Genomic DNA, 14954 nt, shown 5'->3' on the forward strand with positions numbered 1-14954 from the left:
TCGCCGACATGCCGTTGCTTGCCTCGCGTACCTCCCCGCACACCAGCCCGCGGTCCGGATCACACCGCGCCGGACGCTTAGCTAACCATCTTCCCCACACCTGACGCGACCGCTCCCGAGGTGAGCTTCGGCATCCCGGCTCACCCGATCGAGCGCACGACGAACCGGACACCATGCAGTTGCTTCCACAAGTTGATCTTGGTTGTTAACCCGTGCTGGATGTGTGCGAGCGTGCCCTGGGCGAAGCGTTGTCAGTCCTCCCGCGCGAGGGCAAACCGCTAGTCAGGCACCCAACCGTTCGCTCCTCATCGAGGATGACGGTGTGATGTGGCCTTCGCGAAGATCCTTCCAGTTGTATAACGGTCGCCCATAGGGCGAAACAGTGCAGGTCTTGCGGTCGACGAGAGCGGCATGCGACTCACGACCGAGCGTCTCCTCCTCGCCTTCCTTGGTGCCGTAGTTGTGCTGGTGTGGGTGACGATCGGTCTCGCTTATGACAAGCCATCAGATTGGTGGGCTTCCGGCGGCCAGTGGGCGGGCGCGATCGGATCCGTGTTCGCCGCCGGGGTCGCGCTGTGGATAGCTCAGCAAGGGTGGAGTCGGGCTGACCAAGAACGGCTCGACAACCAGAAGGTGCAGGCACGGCTCATCTTTGCGCTCTATCAATTCCATGAAGGTCACGGCGGGGGCATCAAGTTGGTAAATGCCAGCCATGGCGCAGTAACTAGAATTTCAATTATGCGAATTATTGGACTGGGGAGATTCCAGTGAATGGCTATGGCGGCCGGTTGCCGGGGATGAGAACTTCGGCGAGATTTTTGTTCGACTGCTACCACCTCAGGAAGAGTTTTTCGTAGGGGTGTTACCTTTTCTTAAGACGGCAAATGGCGCTCTTGTGAACGCACCAGGCTTGGGGGACGCTTCCGTAGAGATTGAATTCACCGACGCGGACGGACGTACATGGCTTCGATGTGACGACGAGGAGCCTATCAGGCTCATGAAAAAAGTTACAGCGAAAAATGTGAAAGAATGACAAAGCTATAGCTCGCCGACGCTGCGAGTCTCGGGTGGCTGCTCAAGATTCTGCTCGCGTTTACGTTGCTCGGACTTGAGTCGGTGAACTTCCTCGACAAATTCCTTGAGCGCCAGGTTTTCCTTCTTTATGTACTTGTACCTGCCAACGCCCACTTCAAAAGCCTCCCACTCATGTTCAATGGCATCGGCGGTTTGCTGCAAGTAGAAGCTGCGTTCCTTGTACTTGTAGTATCCCATAAAACCGCTGGCGATTCCTACGGCGAGAGACATGCCTAGAACCACCCAGCGCAATGGTCCTATACTGGATGCAACCCCCGACGCACCCGTTGCTGCAATGGAACCTATAATCAAAATTCCCTGAAGGAAATTATTAACATTTCGATACCGCTTGCTGTCACTTCGCAGCTTTTCGATCTCCGTGTATGCCTCCTCTTTGTAAATTAGCCTCCGTGTCTTCTGATCGAAGGCGCCGTCCGCGATCTTAAGTTTCTTGGCGTCCTTCTGCTTGGCGATCTCCAATTCGATTTCGCCTTCGCTTTGCCGCCGCACCGCGCCATCACTAAACTTCAACCTTGGCCCACCGCCGGGATCCTTGGCCATTCTAAAGGCTGCTATGCAACAGCCGATGGCGATTATGAAGCCCGGAATATAAATTGCCGTAAGTGTTGCCCTGTTTAAGGAGGGAATCCAGAAGATCGTGTACAGCAGCAAGAGGAGTGACGGCCCGAAGATGTATGACGCGACTGACAGTCGCCTACGGGTGCGCGCTTGAGAGAGGTGTAGCTCGAACTGTCGGATATCGGCGTTGATCTTTAGGAGTTCCGAGTTGGCCGCAAGGGCCTTCGCTCGTATTGCTTCGAGCTCTTTCGGCGTGAGTGTGGATGCGTCGTCTTCGTCATCTTCGTTCGCCTGGTTCTCGCGAGTGGGCACGGTGGCTCCGGTCTGGGTTTGTCTCCGCGACGGGAGGCGCGGGGCTGCTTGTCAAGCGATGCGCGGTGTCAACAGGAGGACAGTGCTAGAGAGTCGATGCAATGTCCCGCGTGAGGCGAGAACCATGGCGCCGCAGAAATCTACGAGCCTGACCGCGGTGGACTCCTCGGTTGCAGCAATATCGAGAATTACCACGCGACCGATCCGGAAGCTCTCGCGCACTTGTTGCGCCGACTCCCGAAAGGTCGACGGGGCTACATGGACTGCTTGGGTTAGGTGAACGACCGGATCTGGTGGCGGTTCCGCTTCGATTGAGGCAAGCCACTCTGCGTCATCCAGCGATTGAGCAATTTTCTGCTGGTCCCGCGGCGCGGGAACCCTGGGTGGAGGCTCCTGGCTCGATGACTCGAGTGTAGGGAAACGACGGCTCAAGAACCTAAGTGCCAGTAGCAGTGCTACCAGTGCGAACGTTGGCCAAGCTAAGGCATCGACGAATCCGAGTGTCACGAAACTCCTTCCACGGCCGACCATCTTAGGGGAGCGCGATTCAAAATACAGTCTTCCCGATTAATACAATGAGATGGTCTTCCGTTGCGCCGAATGGCATCTGTGAATATTTAGAAGTGGTCAACTCGTCACTGGCCGCAAGCAAGACGTTGGTTAAACCGCCATTTGGGGTATATCCAGCTAGTATCGGGGCGCGACGAGTCGCCGTACACCTCCGAGGACGAACGACATAGCGACATTGTGGGAACAGTTCGACGCCGGGGTGACATCAACGCAGTCGAGCGCTGCTCCGGTCTTCGCCTCCTGTACTTTCTGGTGCAAGCCGGAGCGGTCGACGCCGCCCGCATCCTGCTCGACGCGATCGTGGGCATCTAGACACGTAGCGTGCAGCAGGCACAAATTCTGACGAGCGCCAGCTCGCAGGCTGGAGGCCGGTGGAACGACCTGGCCGCCAGGCAATGATCATTTCACGGTCGGTGGTCGCCGCCGATCCGCGCCGCCGGGGGACACGTAAAATGCTCAGTCGCACCGGGTCGGCGGCACATCGGTTCACAACATCCAGTCGACAACTGGGACTTGACCCAAACGCCAGGTAGCGCTTTCCGTGGAGGCAGGGGGAGTTATGTGGGCGCACAGTGCGAATGTGCACGGCCAGCGGCAGTTGTTGTCGGATCATGCTCGGTCGACCGCGGCGTTGGCGGGGCGGTTCGCGGGGGAGTTCGGTGCTGAGGCGCTGGGGTTCGCGTTGGGGTTGTTCCATGACGCGGGTAAGGCGTGTGAGTTGTGGCAGGAGGGGTTGGTGCGCGCGGAAAAGGACGGCGGCCGTGTCGGTGTCCCGCACAAGGAACTCGGGGCCAACCTTCTCCGTCGGGTCGCGGGGTCGGCCGCGATGGCGATTCTGGGCCATCACGGCGGCCTGACCAAGCCACCCGAGTTGTGGGATCTGGATCCGGCGGACGCGGCGCGCGGCAGGTACGAGGTCGAGTCCTTCCTCGGCGCGCTGCCGGAAGCGGAGAAGGTTCTGCTCGGGGAGTCGATGTCGTTGCTGCCGGCGGGCTGGCGGGAGAGCACGGTGGCGGAGATGGGGGTGCGGCTGGTGTTCTCGGCGCTGGTCGACGCCGATCATCTCGATACCACGGCGCACGCGCGGGGGTGGGCGCGGCCGCGGGTGCGCGATGACGAGGACATGGCGGTGCTGCGTGATCGTTTCGAGGCCGCGCGCCGGGAGCGGCTGGCCGGTCGGGTCGGTTCTCCGATCGACGCGATCCGCGAGCGGGTGTACCAGGGCGCGGTGCGGGGCGCTGCGGAGGCACCGGGGGCGTTCCGGATGCCGGCGCCGACCGGGGTGGGCAAGACGTGGGCGTCGGCGGGTTTCGCGTTGCATCACGCGGCCCGGTACGGGAAGCGGCGGGTGATCGTCGCGGTCCCGTTCATCACGGTCACCGAGCAGAACGCCGCGGAGTATCGGGCGATGCTCGGTGCGGACGCGGTGCTCGAACACCACTCGGCGGTCCAACCACCCGAGTCCGGTGCGGCGGAGCGTGCGTTGCGTCCGGTGGTGGAGAATTGGGACAGTCCGTTCGTCGTCACCACGACCGTGCAGTTATTTGATTCGTTGTTCGCGCGCACGCCGTCGCGGATGCGCAAGTTGCACCGGCTGGCGAACGCGGTGATCGTGCTCGACGAGGTGCAGGCGCTGCCGTTGCGGGTGCTGACGCCGATCCTGGACGCGCTGCGGATTCTGTCGGAGCACTTCGGCACAACGGTGCTGCTGGCGTCGGCGACCCAGCCCTCGTTCCCGGAGTTCGACGTGTGGCGCGGACTTTCGGTGCGTGACGTCGTCGACGAGCCCCGCGCGCTGTTCGCCGCGTTGCGGCGGGTGCGCTACGAGTGGTGGTCCGACCCCAAGCCGAGGCTGGCCGAGGTCGCGCAGCGGGCGTGCTCGCACCAGCAGGCCCTGATGGTGGTCAACACGACCGCGGACGCCCGGTCGGTGTTCCGGGCGTGGGCGGAGGCGTCTGTGGAGGGGATCTTCCATTTGTCGACCCGGATGATGCCCGCGCATCGCCGCGACGTGCTGGCGAGGGTGCACAAGCGCCTGGCCGAGGGACGACCGGTGCGGCTGGTGTCCACCCAGCTGATCGAGGCCGGTGTGGATGTCGACTTCCCGGTCGTGTTCCGGGCGTTCGCTCCGGCGGAGGCGTTGCAGCAGGCCGCGGGACGGGCGAACAGGGAAGGCAAACTCGGCGCGGACGGCGTGGTGGTGGTGTTCGACGCGCGGGACATGTCCAGCCCCGCCGGGTACGGCATTGGGTCCGCGGTGACCGGCGAGATCTTCGGACCACGCGGGGACGTGGTGGTGCGGCCGGATGACGTCGACGCGCTGGACCGCTACTACCGGACGCTGTATCGCCGTGCGAACGCCGAGTACGGCACCCGGGCCGCGGCGATCCAGTACAACCGGAAACGCCTTGATTTCCAGGCGGTGGCCGACGGGCCGGAACGAGCGATGGGGAAGTTCAACGGCCGCGATCCCTCGCTGGCCTTCCGGATGCTCGACGACGACACCGTGCCCGTCGCGGTCACCTACCACCACAACGGTGCGACCCCAGCAGAGGCCATGGTCGCCCGCCTGCGCGACGCCGCCGAGCAGGCCGGAATGGTGCTGCGGCAACTGCAGCCCTACCTCGTGGCGCTGCCGAACCGGCTGCTGCGCGACCCGGCCATCGGGGCCCTGTGCAAGCCAGTGCTCGGCGACCTCTACGAATGGACCGGCCCCTACGACGAGCACTACGGCATCGACACCACCGGCGGCAATGAACGCGAAGTGTGGTGACCAGCCTGGCGGACCGATCTTCCGGTAGTTCCGGAGGCACGCGCCGCCAGTGCGGCGACCTTCGCGGCGGGCCAGGTGAACGCGGTGATCAGCGCGGCCGAGCCCTGGCAGGGAGTCGGGCTGGTTCGATGGCCGAAGCACGCTGGAGAAGCGGACAGGACAGACGCCGGGTGCTGTCGGTCTCCGCGCGTGCGCGGGCAGAGCGAAACACACGACCGGGTGAACTCACGGGTTGAGGTGGACGTCGATTCTCCGGCGCCGCGCAGCCGTTCCCGCGACGTTGCGTCGAGGGCGGGGCGCAGTTTCGCGCTGTCGTACGGTGCGCACTCCACGGTGGGGACATGCCAGTCGCAGTGCGTCGCGCGCGGCCGCACCGGCAGCTCTACCTGGGAGTACCCGCGCTGCGCATGCGGCGGTATCCGTGACCAAGTCAGGTCGGCCGGTAGGCGTACGTCGGGGTTTTGGGCCGCGGTCCAGTCCCGTGAGAACACTGGCGTATTTCCGGTTCCGTCTGATTTTGATTTTTCCGCTGAGGGGCGGGTAGCCCGCAGCCGCCGTGAATTGTCGGTGCGCTCCGGTAAGTACTCCCCGGCAGGTCAAAGCGAGCGAGAGAGGGGACGTGTTGTGGGCGATGGGTTACCGCGTTCGCCGGAGGGAGCTGTTCCGGTGGGCGTGCAGGTGTGGGGTCCGGGTGCGTTGTTCACACGACCGGAGTTGAAGGTCGAGCGGGTGTCGTATCCCGTCATGACGCCGACGGCGGCGATCGGTGTCCTGGAATCGATCTTCTGGAAGCCGGAATTCTCCTGGGTTCCTGTCGCGATCGACGTGCTCGCGCCGATCACGCAATTCACGCAACGTCGCAACGAGTCGATCGACATCGTGTCGGTGAGCGAGGCGTTGGCGGGCCGCACGGTGGACACGGCGGAGCACCGGACGCAGCGGCACTCGGTGTGTTTGAAGGACGTCTGCTACCGCATCTACGCCCATGTCGAATTGCGCGGGCACGCGACGAACCCGGCCGCCGCCTACCGGGGGCAGTTCCGGCGGCGGGTGGAGCGAGGGCAGTGCTTCCACCAGCCGTACCTGGGGACGCGGGAGTTCAGCGCCTACTTCGGGCCGGTCGACGAGCGAGATCCGATTTCCACGAGCATGGATCTCGGGGTGATGCTGCACGGCGTTCACCACGACAAGGCGGGCGTGCGGTTCTCCTGGTTCGACGCGCGGCTGGAGGCCGGGCGGATGCTGATTCCGCGCGTCGGCAAGGTCACCGAGCTGGCGGAGGCGTGAATGCTGCTGCAGCGCCTGGCCGGGTACGCCGAGGAGAACGTGACGACGCCGCCGTTTCACCGGGAAGGGGAATTCCTGTGGCGGCTGGACTTGTTCACCGACGGCCGCGAAACCCGGCTGACCGGGCTGCGTGAGCCGGACGGGAAACGACGCGGGCAACGCAGGGTCACACCGGCGGTGACGCGGACGAGCGGCGTGGCGCCGCAGATGGGGGCCGACGACGTCCGGTACGTGTTCGGCTGGGGTGACGACACCACGGAGCCCGCGCGTGTCGCCGACTGCCATGCGCGGTTCGTGGCCTTGATCCGGGAGTGGTCGGGCAGCGAACCAGACGACGCGGCGGCCGTGCGTCTGGTCCGCTTCTACCAGGACGAGACCATGCCCGCGCGTCCGGACGGAGTGGGGGCGAAGGACGGTGTCCTGATCGCGGTGGACGACGAACTGGTCATCCACCGGCCGTCACTGATGCGGTTCTGGGCCGCGGAAGTCGCCCGCCGCAAAGGCGGGACAACGCCACAGGCCGGGCTGTGCCTGGTGTGCGGGGAGACAAGACCACTGGTGGACTCGATGCCGAGCACGATCGCCAAACACTTGGTCCCCGGAGCGAGCAACGACGCCGCGCTGGTGAGTGTCAACAAACGGGTCTTCGGATACGGCCTGACCAAAAACCTCGAACACACCCCGATCTGTTTCGACTGCGCCAACGCGGTGGGCAGCGGTCTCACCGGCTTGCTGGGGTCACGGCACGCGGTAAACCTGCCCGGGCAGGACAGCCGGATGGTCTGGTGGGTGGTGGGCGCCGCAGAACCGGACGTGCTCAGCGGGTTCGCCACCGGGCCCGACCCCGACCAAGTCAATGTGCTCCTCGCACGGCTGCGCTCCGGCGAACTGGCGCGTGCGCGGGAACTGGCCGAGTCCGTGGCCAGCGACGAACGATTCTGCTCGCTGACCGTGGGCGGCAACGCCTCGCGGATCATGGTCCGGGACTGGATCGACATGCCGTTGCCGACCGTGCTGCTGCACCTGGCGCACTGGTACCGCGACATGCTCATGGTCACCTGGGCCCACGACGAGCCGGTCCCGTTCGGACTGTGGCAGCTCGTGCTCGCCACCGGCCGATGGGAACGCCGAAGCGGCGAAAAGGGCCGCTACACCGAAATCGGCAGCAAGAACGGCCGACGTCGCGAACACGTGCAGCGCGACCTGCTCGCCCGCGCGTTACGCGGCTATCCGCTCCCGCCGTCGGTCCTGCACCACGTCCTGCACCGCATCGCCTCCGACGGCCGCATCGACGCCCCCCGCGCGGCCCTCGTGCGCCTAGCGCTGTGCGATCCCCGAGAGAAGGAGTCCCGCGTGTCCGCCGGTCTCGACGAGAACCACACCGACACCGCCTACCTGTACGGCCGCGTCTTCGCGCACCTGGAGAAAATCCAGTACAAGGCCCACGGGCCCGACGTCAACACGACCTACGGCGACCGGTTCATGACTTCGGCGATTGGCAACCCGGTCCCCGCGGTGCTGGCCGGCCGCAAGCTGGCCACCGCCTGGCTCAGCAAGATCCGCCGCAACCCGGAAACCCGGAACGCCGAATGGTCTCTGCGCAGCACGCTCGACACCCTCATCAACAAGATCAACCCGGCGGACCCGCTGCCCGGGTTCCTGCCGCCGCACCGTCAAGCGCAATTCGTCCTCGGCTACCACCAGCAGCGCGCCGACGACGCCCGCCGAGCCCGCGACCACCAGAAGAAGACAGCAACCGAGTCAGACGACGAGGACTGACCTTCCGCCCGCAGACATCCATCGCTTCTCCACCGCACCGAAGGGTTCTTCCATGAGCATCGACCCGCACCTCGACCCCGCCGTCCGCCACGACATGGTCTTCCTGTTCGAGATCACCGACGGCAACCCCAACGGCGACCCGGACTTCAGCAACCGGCCCCGCATGGACGAGGAAACCGGGCACGGCCTGGTCACCGACGTGGCGCTCAAACGCAAGATCCGCAACACCCTGCCCCTCGCGGCAGACGGCGACTCGCGGTACGGGATCTTCGTCGAAGCAGGCCACGCGCTCAACACCAGGCTGGCCGAATCGCTGACAGCCAACAACATCACCGACAAGAAGAAGACCCCCACCCCGCAGCAGAAGCAGGCGGCCCGATCCTGGCTGACTGACAAATACGTCGACATCCGCCTCTTCGGCGCGGTCCTCTCCACCGGCGACACCAAATCCCTGGGCCAGATCTACGGGCCCCTCCAGGTCACCAACGCCCGCAGCTACCACCCGATCACGCCCCAGCAACACACCATCACCCGCGTCACCCAGACCAGGCAAGAGGACATCGACCGGGGTGAGAGCACCGAAATGGGCGGGAAGTGGACCGTTCCCTACGGGCTGTACAAAGCCGAGATCTACTACTCCGCCACGCGCGGCGGGCAGACTGGGGTCGACAGCCGGGACCTGGAACTGCTTTACCGCACCCTGGAGATGATGTTCGACCACGACCGCTCAGCCGCCCGCGGCACGATGACCGCCCGCGGACTGTACGTCTTCAGCCACGACAACACCTTCGGCAACGCCCCGGCGCACAAGCTCACCGAACGTGTCACCGTCAGCCTCGCCGACCACGTCACCGGCCCGCCCCGCTCCTACGGTGACTACATCGTCAACGCCGCCGCCGACGACCTGCCCCGCAGCGTGACGCTGGCCAAACTACTGGCCTGACCGCCATGGACGAAACACGGCCCGCCGACGTGGAATGGGCGAGCATCCCGATCTCGGCGATCGAGCACTACGCCTACCTCGCCCCCGAGGACGAGCTGAGGCGTTCCTGGCCGGTGGCATCGGCCCTTCCGGGCCGATGAGGATCGCAACAACCAGGCCGGGGCGACTGCCGCGCGAGGTCTGCAGGAGATGGCATCGGCCCTCCCGGGCCGATGAGGATCGCAACCCGTTCAACGCGGGCATCATCCAGGCATGGAACACGGTGGCATCAGCCCTCCCGGGCCGATGAGGATCGCAACTCCATCTACGGCGGCCGTACGCTTGAGGTTTACCGTGTGGCATCGGCCCTCCGGGGCCGATGAGGATCGCAACATTGCGGTGACGGTGATCTTGCCGTGGAGGGGGAATGTGGCATCGGCCCTCCGGGGCTGATGAGGATCGCAACAGGACGCGGGCTTGGCCTTCCACGACATACCCGAGCGGGTGGCATCGGCCCTCCGGGGCCGATGAGGATCGCAACGTTGGCCAGCAGGGAAGTTCGGTGCGGCATGCGGTGGTGGCATCGGCCCTCCGGGGCCGATGAGGATCGCAACGTCGGGCTCGTCGACCGGTTGGCTGGATTCCGGGGCGTGGCATCGGCCCTCCGGGGCCGATGAGGATCGCAACCCGAGCGGGGAGAGCGTCTCCCCGACGGTTTCCAGCGTGGCATCGGCCCTCTGGGGCCGATGAGGATCGCAACGATACCCACCCTAAAGTTTTCGACGCACCTGATTGGTGGCATCGGCCCTCTGGGGCCGATGAGGATCGCAACGGCCAGCTCCAGCAGTCGCCAGCCCGCCGCGAGCGCGTGGCATCGGCCCTCCGGGGCCGATGAGGATCGCAACCAGGCGCGCGGATGGGTGCTCGACCAGCACGGCCGCGGTGGCATCGGCCCTCCGGGGCTGATGAGGATCGCAACAACACCGAGGGTGCGCAGCTGGCCTGCAGCGCCTGTGGCATCGGGCCTCCGGGGCCGATGAGGATCGCAACGTCGACCGGTTCGGGCCGACGCAGCAGACCGTCGACGTGGCATCGGCGCTCCGGGGCCGATGAGGATCGCAACGACATCTGCGTCGAAGCCGGGTGGATCACCCCGAAAGTGGCATCGGCCCTCCGGGACCGATGAGGATCGCAACTCGCCCCACTCGATCCACCAGGTGTGGCAGATCCGGTGGCATCGGCCTTCCGGGGCCGATGAGGATCGCAACACCGGAGCGCTGACCGAGGTGTTCCCCGCCGACCAGGTGTGGCATCGGCCCTCCGGGGCCGATGACGATCGCAGCCGCGCTGACGAGTTCGGGTTGTCCAAGGCGGCGACGGCGGAGGGAGACTGCAGAGGTCGCAAACTCGTCCCGATGGGGCGCCTGTAGGTGTCGTGGGAATTCGCTCGTTTCCACAGCTATGCGGGTCCCTCACCCAGATGGCGGAGCAGGGGATCACAGATCCCCAGCACTACCGCCTCCAGGTCGCTCTCCCACACTTCAGGCAGCCTCGATAGAGGCAAAAGCCCAGTTCAGACGGCATTTGCCGGTCTTGGGAGCACGGCAGGAAGAACGGAGACATAACGGAGCCCAGACTGGCCGTTAACAGTCGCAAACATGATCTTGAAGTCGACGAAACCGCAGGTAGAAGCCCTGTAAGCGAAGGCTATTTCAAGATCATCGCGATCGAACACGTGGGCTTTTAATCCCTGGGTCCAGGGTTCGAGCCCCTGGCGGCCCACAAACCGCCTGGTCAGCAAGCATATTGCTGGCCAGCGCTCGGACCGGAAACCCGGTTTCGCACAAATACCGTACAAATTGGCGTGGCCGATACGTCGGCCGACACCGTAACGGCGCGTGGTCGCCGAACGACCCGTGGATCGTGGGGGAACCTCCGAGACCGAAGTGGCTCGACTCTGCGCGGGGTCTGCTTGCGCTCGTCGCCGCGCTCGTATTCGCTACCGGCGCGCTGGCGGCGCTCACCATCCGGCAGGCTCCGGCCGTCGCTGAGTCGCCGCCGTGCGATCCGGCCGCGGTGATGAAACAGCGGCTCGACGAACTCGGCCGCGACGGCTACGACTGGATCATCACGTCGAACGCGCTCGGCGAGAATCGCGGCCGCGCTGATATCGACAATCGGATAGTCCGGATTCGCACGACGGTCGGGTGCGATTACATGTCGTCGGTGGTGACGCACGAGTGGGTGCACGTCCAGCAGGGACACCGATACGGCGACGATCTCGGCCGCACTTACGACGCGTTCGGCGCCCACGAACTCGAAATGGTGGCGGACTGCGGTTCGATGCTGCTCGGGTCGCCGAAGCACCCGTACGTCGACGACGCGGGAGGGGTGTGCTCTCCGTACGAGGTCGACACGGCACGGCGACTCATCGCGGAGTCGAACGCGGCGCCGTCGGTGAAGGCGTCGGCGCGGTGAGGCTGCGAGAGTTCGCCGCCGTGGCGGCCGTGGTGCTCGGCGTGGCCGGGTGGCGGCGCGCTGACCGTGCCGCCGAGACGTTGTTGGAACCGCTGACAGGAAAGGTGACCGCCATGCGACTGGATCACGAAGAGCGAGAAGCGGCGTACGCACAGGCGTACGCCGCGCTGAGCACCGCGATATCGCACTTCAGCCGAGACGACGACCGCGAAACCCTCCTACGCCGTGCCGAAGAGGCTAAGGACGCGCTACACGTCGCGTTGAGCACCTCGTGGCGGCGCTGACCGGTTTCACCCGGTCAGGTAACGGCTACCCTGATGAGGTACCTCTTCGCGGAGGAACGCCCCCGGTCGACGGGCCGGGGGCACGCGAAGAGGTCGACTCCGCAAAGAAGGACATCGATGGGCGAGACCTTCGGCGAGATGCTGCGCCGTCTCCGGCTAGAGGCAGGGTTGTCCCAGGTCGCGCTTGCCCGGAAAGTCCACCTCTCGCAGTCGCGCATCTCCCGGTACGAGAAGGGCGAGCCCGGCGCCGACCCGATAACCGCCGCCCGGCTCGACACGGTGTTGGGCGCGGACGGCGTGCTTCGGGCCCTCCTCCCCGAGCGTGAGCCGACGCTGAACGCCGATCAGCGCGAGCGGCTCGCCTACAGCGTCAAGCACCCGGAGCGGATCGACAGGGCGGCGGTCGACGCCTTCGCGCAAAGTCTTGCCGCGCAACGCCGACTCGATGATGTGCTCGGCGCGGAACTGCTGATTGCGCCGACGCTGTCCCAGACGGCAGTCGTGAAACGGCTACTCCGCGATGCCCGGGGTGTGTCGCGTGAGGCCTTGGCGCCGGTGGCAGCCGAGTACGTCCAGTTTGCCGGGTGGCTGCACGCCGAGGCACGAAGGGACGCCGACGCGGTACGCCTGCTCACCGAAGCCGAGGAGCTCGCCGACGAGGCGGAGAACGGCACCCTGGCCGCGCAGGCGGCGAACTTCAAAGGATATTTGGCGCGCCAGCAGGGGCGCCCCCGCGCGATAGTTCGGTGGTTTCTGGCCGCACACCACACTCCGGGCGCGCATGCGTCCCAGCGCATCGGAGACGCGGCTCAAGCGGCCCAAGGGTACGCCCAGCTCGGCGAGCGGGACGAAGCTCTACGGCTGCTGGACGGTGCCGGTGATCTGCTCGACGACGCTGGCCGGGATGCCCCGCCGGGCACCGCGTACTGGCTCACGCCGACTTTCCACCGGCTGAATATCGGCCTGGCTCACCTCGCGCTCGGCGAGCACGGAGACGCCGCCGATCACTTGGCCGCCGGTTTGGCTGGGCTCCCTGAGGACCAGCAGCAAGCGGAGTGGGTGGTCGAGTACCAGCACGCGCACGAAGCCGCCGAGGAACGTCGCTAGTCGCTGCTTATGCGCGTTCCCATGCGCATAGGCGTTCCCCTTCACCGCGTCACTTCGTGAGTCGACCCTTGTAGCCATGAGCGACGCGCCGAGTCTGCGGGTTGTGACCCGTTGGTACAAGGGGGACCGACTGCCCCACCTGTACCTTGCCGTCGAAGTCGAGGACGAGAAGGTCAACTTCCTCCGGCCCCAGGGGCATGAATCGCCGCTGGACTTTCATCCACGATGGCTGCTCTCGGCGACCCGTATCCCGTCACCGGTGGCGCTCACCGACGCGTGCCCGCGGTGCGCTCGGTGGGCACAGCGCACACCGCACACGGTCCTGGTTCAAGGCGAGGTGCGGGTGTGAACGGCAGCGAGACGAAGGCGAACGTCTGCTTAGCGATGCTGCGGCACAACGGGTGGTTGTTCTACCCGTGCACGCGGGACGGTGAGCTGGTCCAGATTGAGGGCACCTACAGGTGGCCGGGCTCGGGCACGCGGGACACGATCCGGGTGCGCGGCGACGCCGACGCCGACGCGTTCCGGCTCGATGGTGCGGGCGAGGTGGTGTGGCAGCGCGACGGCGGCGTCGTCGAGTTGGTCGAAGAGCTGATGACCTTGCCGAAGCCGAGTCACCGTCTCGCGCCCCGGCTCGCGCTCGGCGTCCGCGCGCCCGAACTCTGGATCCCGGGACGGCCGTTGTGACCTTCTACGTCACCTATGGTCGGCTCGCCGAAGGCTCCGACGAGCGGGTGCATCGGTTCCGGCACCACACCGAACCGGCCCTGCTCGACTGTGGCAAGCCGGTCAACCCCTACGACCTGTTCCAGCTCGAACCGGGCGACTGGAGCGACGACACGGCGTGTTTCGGATGCGCGAACCACCTTCTGACCGTGACCGACGGCAGCGGGGACAAGTGGCGGGAAGCCGCCGACACCGACGGCAAACCGAGCGGCCTGTTCGCTCTCGCCGGGCACGAGCCAGCCGCCGACTGGGATGTGCCCGAGCTGGTGCCGCTGGTCGAGATAGCACGGCACTGGGGGTTGACCGCCCTCGAATGAGACTGCCTGGTCCGCGCACAACCCCTTGGTGCGCGGACCAGGTGCCAAACCCCGGTCCCGGACGCAAGGTCTGCCACCGCCGACACAAAAACCGGCGCGAACGGCGGTGGGCCGTTCCCCCAAAGTAGGCGTCCGGGGCCGGGCCGGAACTTCTTGTCGGCGGTGCATCCGGCAGGAAGCGGCGTTACTGCGGTCGCGAACGCGGTGACGCCGAGCACAAGGGATCGGCAGGGCAGGCCCCGCGTCGGTGATCCCGGCGCGGGGCCGAACCCGTCCGGCGGTATGCGGCTATGCGCATACCGATCAGTGTTCGATCAGGGAGGTAACAACGTGAAGCACATTTGCCCCACCTGCAACGCAAATACGCACATCATCAAGAAGAAGACGGACAAGGACGGCAACACCGTCGAAACCGAAGAAGTCTGCCCGACTTGCGGCGGTTCGGGGTGGGTCGACTGAGCGCGCGTATCATCCCCGACATGAAGACTGCGTGCCACGGATGCCGGGCCGACGTGCCGACGATCGGCCCCGACGGGCGACCCCGCAAGCGGCAAGTTGCCGGGGACGGCTCCGTAGCCGAACACGTCGCGACGGTCGGCGGATACACCGCCGTCGTGGAGAAGAAATGCGACGTGTGCGACGGCACGGGATGGCTGGACGGTTTCGTGCCGCCCTGCTGACCCCAGAACGCGAAAAGGCGCCCCCTGGTCCGACTGGACCAGGGGGCGCGCTTCTCGTTGGGCTCG

General features: G+C 65.8%; 15 protein-coding genes and 1 CRISPR repeat array. Of the genes, 13 read left to right on the forward strand and 2 right to left on the reverse strand.

Going from position 1 to position 14954, the window contains the following annotated elements:
• The first annotated feature begins 411 nt into the window (after positions 1-411).
• On the forward strand, positions 412-771 hold the full coding sequence (locus HUW46_RS22940; RefSeq protein ID WP_215549225.1) for a hypothetical protein: 360 nt from the start codon (positions 412-414) through the stop codon (positions 769-771).
• A 267-nt stretch (positions 772-1038) separates the two neighbouring features.
• Here HUW46_RS22940 and HUW46_RS22945 read toward each other — a convergent pair whose 3' ends face one another.
• The gene (locus HUW46_RS22945) at positions 1039-1965 is read right to left on the reverse strand and encodes a DUF4231 domain-containing protein (protein ID WP_215549226.1); all 927 of its coding nucleotides are present in this window, start codon (positions 1963-1965) and stop codon (positions 1039-1041) included.
• Between the two features lie 51 nt (positions 1966-2016).
• Positions 2017-2496: a cell division protein SepF gene (sepF, locus tag HUW46_RS49075; protein WP_442860952.1), complete on the reverse strand. Its 480-nt coding sequence runs from the start codon at positions 2494-2496 to the stop codon at positions 2017-2019.
• A gap of 619 nt (positions 2497-3115) precedes the next feature.
• Here sepF and cas3 point away from each other — a divergent pair.
• The 12 genes from cas3 to HUW46_RS23005 all read left to right on the forward strand — a co-directional run bounded on the left by cas3 (position 3116) and on the right by HUW46_RS23005 (position 14888).
• Positions 3116-5308 (forward strand): CRISPR-associated helicase Cas3', encoded by a 2193-nt coding sequence (cas3, locus tag HUW46_RS22955; RefSeq protein WP_215549228.1) that lies wholly within the window; start codon positions 3116-3118, stop codon positions 5306-5308.
• A 678-nt stretch (positions 5309-5986) separates the two neighbouring features.
• The gene (gene cas5c, locus HUW46_RS22960) at positions 5987-6595 is read left to right on the forward strand and encodes a type I-C CRISPR-associated protein Cas5c (RefSeq protein ID WP_256451452.1); all 609 of its coding nucleotides are present in this window, start codon (positions 5987-5989) and stop codon (positions 6593-6595) included.
• A complete protein-coding gene (gene cas8c / locus HUW46_RS22965; RefSeq protein ID WP_215549229.1) occupies positions 6596-8374 on the forward strand; it encodes a type I-C CRISPR-associated protein Cas8c/Csd1 in 1779 nt (592 codons plus the stop codon).
• Positions 8375-8426: 52 nt separating this feature from the next.
• On the forward strand, positions 8427-9317 hold the full coding sequence (gene cas7c, locus HUW46_RS22970) for a type I-C CRISPR-associated protein Cas7/Csd2 (protein WP_215549230.1): 891 nt from the start codon (positions 8427-8429) through the stop codon (positions 9315-9317).
• Positions 9318-9430: 113 nt separating this feature from the next.
• Positions 9431-10639: direct repeats of the CRISPR family, unit length 37 nt; unit sequence GTGGCATCGGCCCTCCGGGGCCGATGAGGATCGCAAC.
• 580 nt (positions 10640-11219) lie between these two features.
• Positions 11220-11774, forward strand: a complete 555-nt coding sequence (locus HUW46_RS22975; protein WP_215549231.1) for a hypothetical protein — start codon at positions 11220-11222, stop codon at positions 11772-11774.
• A complete protein-coding gene (locus HUW46_RS22980; RefSeq protein WP_215549232.1) occupies positions 11771-12058 on the forward strand; it encodes a hypothetical protein in 288 nt (95 codons plus the stop codon). The genes HUW46_RS22975 and HUW46_RS22980 overlap by 4 nt, the downstream gene beginning before the upstream one ends.
• A 117-nt stretch (positions 12059-12175) precedes the next feature.
• Positions 12176-13165 carry a helix-turn-helix transcriptional regulator gene (locus tag HUW46_RS22985; protein WP_215549233.1) on the forward strand — a complete coding sequence of 330 codons (990 nt, stop codon included), beginning with the start codon at positions 12176-12178 and terminating at the stop codon, positions 13163-13165.
• Positions 13166-13241: 76 nt separating this feature from the next.
• Positions 13242-13514 (forward strand): hypothetical protein, encoded by a 273-nt coding sequence (locus HUW46_RS22990; RefSeq protein WP_215549234.1) that lies wholly within the window; start codon positions 13242-13244, stop codon positions 13512-13514.
• Positions 13511-13852 (forward strand): hypothetical protein, encoded by a 342-nt coding sequence (locus tag HUW46_RS22995; protein WP_215549235.1) that lies wholly within the window; start codon positions 13511-13513, stop codon positions 13850-13852. Before HUW46_RS22990 ends, HUW46_RS22995 begins: the two co-directional genes overlap by 4 nt.
• Positions 13849-14208: a hypothetical protein gene (locus tag HUW46_RS23000; RefSeq protein ID WP_215549236.1), complete on the forward strand. Its 360-nt coding sequence runs from the start codon at positions 13849-13851 to the stop codon at positions 14206-14208. Before HUW46_RS22995 ends, HUW46_RS23000 begins: the two co-directional genes overlap by 4 nt.
• 330 nt (positions 14209-14538) lie before the next feature.
• Positions 14539-14667 carry a hypothetical protein gene (locus HUW46_RS48785; protein WP_256451443.1) on the forward strand — a complete coding sequence of 43 codons (129 nt, stop codon included), beginning with the start codon at positions 14539-14541 and terminating at the stop codon, positions 14665-14667.
• Between the two features lie 20 nt (positions 14668-14687).
• Complete coding sequence (locus HUW46_RS23005; protein WP_215549237.1) at positions 14688-14888, forward strand: hypothetical protein; 201 nt, start codon at positions 14688-14690, stop codon at positions 14886-14888.
• Positions 14889-14954 lie beyond the last annotated feature (66 nt).

The organism is Amycolatopsis sp. CA-230715, from assembly GCF_018736145.1.
GTDB lineage: Bacteria > Actinomycetota > Actinomycetes > Mycobacteriales > Pseudonocardiaceae > Amycolatopsis.

Excerpts from the sequence above, each read along its gene's own strand:
- HUW46_RS22990 (WP_215549234.1), top strand. The coding sequence starts at position 13,242 with ATGAGCGACGCGCCGAGTCTGCGGGTTGTGACCCGTTGGTACAAGGGG.
- sepF (WP_442860952.1), bottom strand. The coding sequence starts at position 2,496 with ATGGTCGGCCGTGGAAGGAGTTTCGTGACACTCGGATTCGTCGATGCC.
- cas7c (WP_215549230.1), top strand. The coding sequence starts at position 8,427 with ATGAGCATCGACCCGCACCTCGACCCCGCCGTCCGCCACGACATGGTC.
- HUW46_RS22985 (WP_215549233.1), top strand. The coding sequence starts at position 12,176 with ATGGGCGAGACCTTCGGCGAGATGCTGCGCCGTCTCCGGCTAGAGGCA.
- cas8c (WP_215549229.1), top strand. The coding sequence starts at position 6,596 with ATGCTGCTGCAGCGCCTGGCCGGGTACGCCGAGGAGAACGTGACGACG.
- HUW46_RS22940 (WP_215549225.1), top strand. The coding sequence starts at position 412 with ATGCGACTCACGACCGAGCGTCTCCTCCTCGCCTTCCTTGGTGCCGTA.
- HUW46_RS23005 (WP_215549237.1), top strand. The coding sequence starts at position 14,688 with ATGAAGACTGCGTGCCACGGATGCCGGGCCGACGTGCCGACGATCGGC.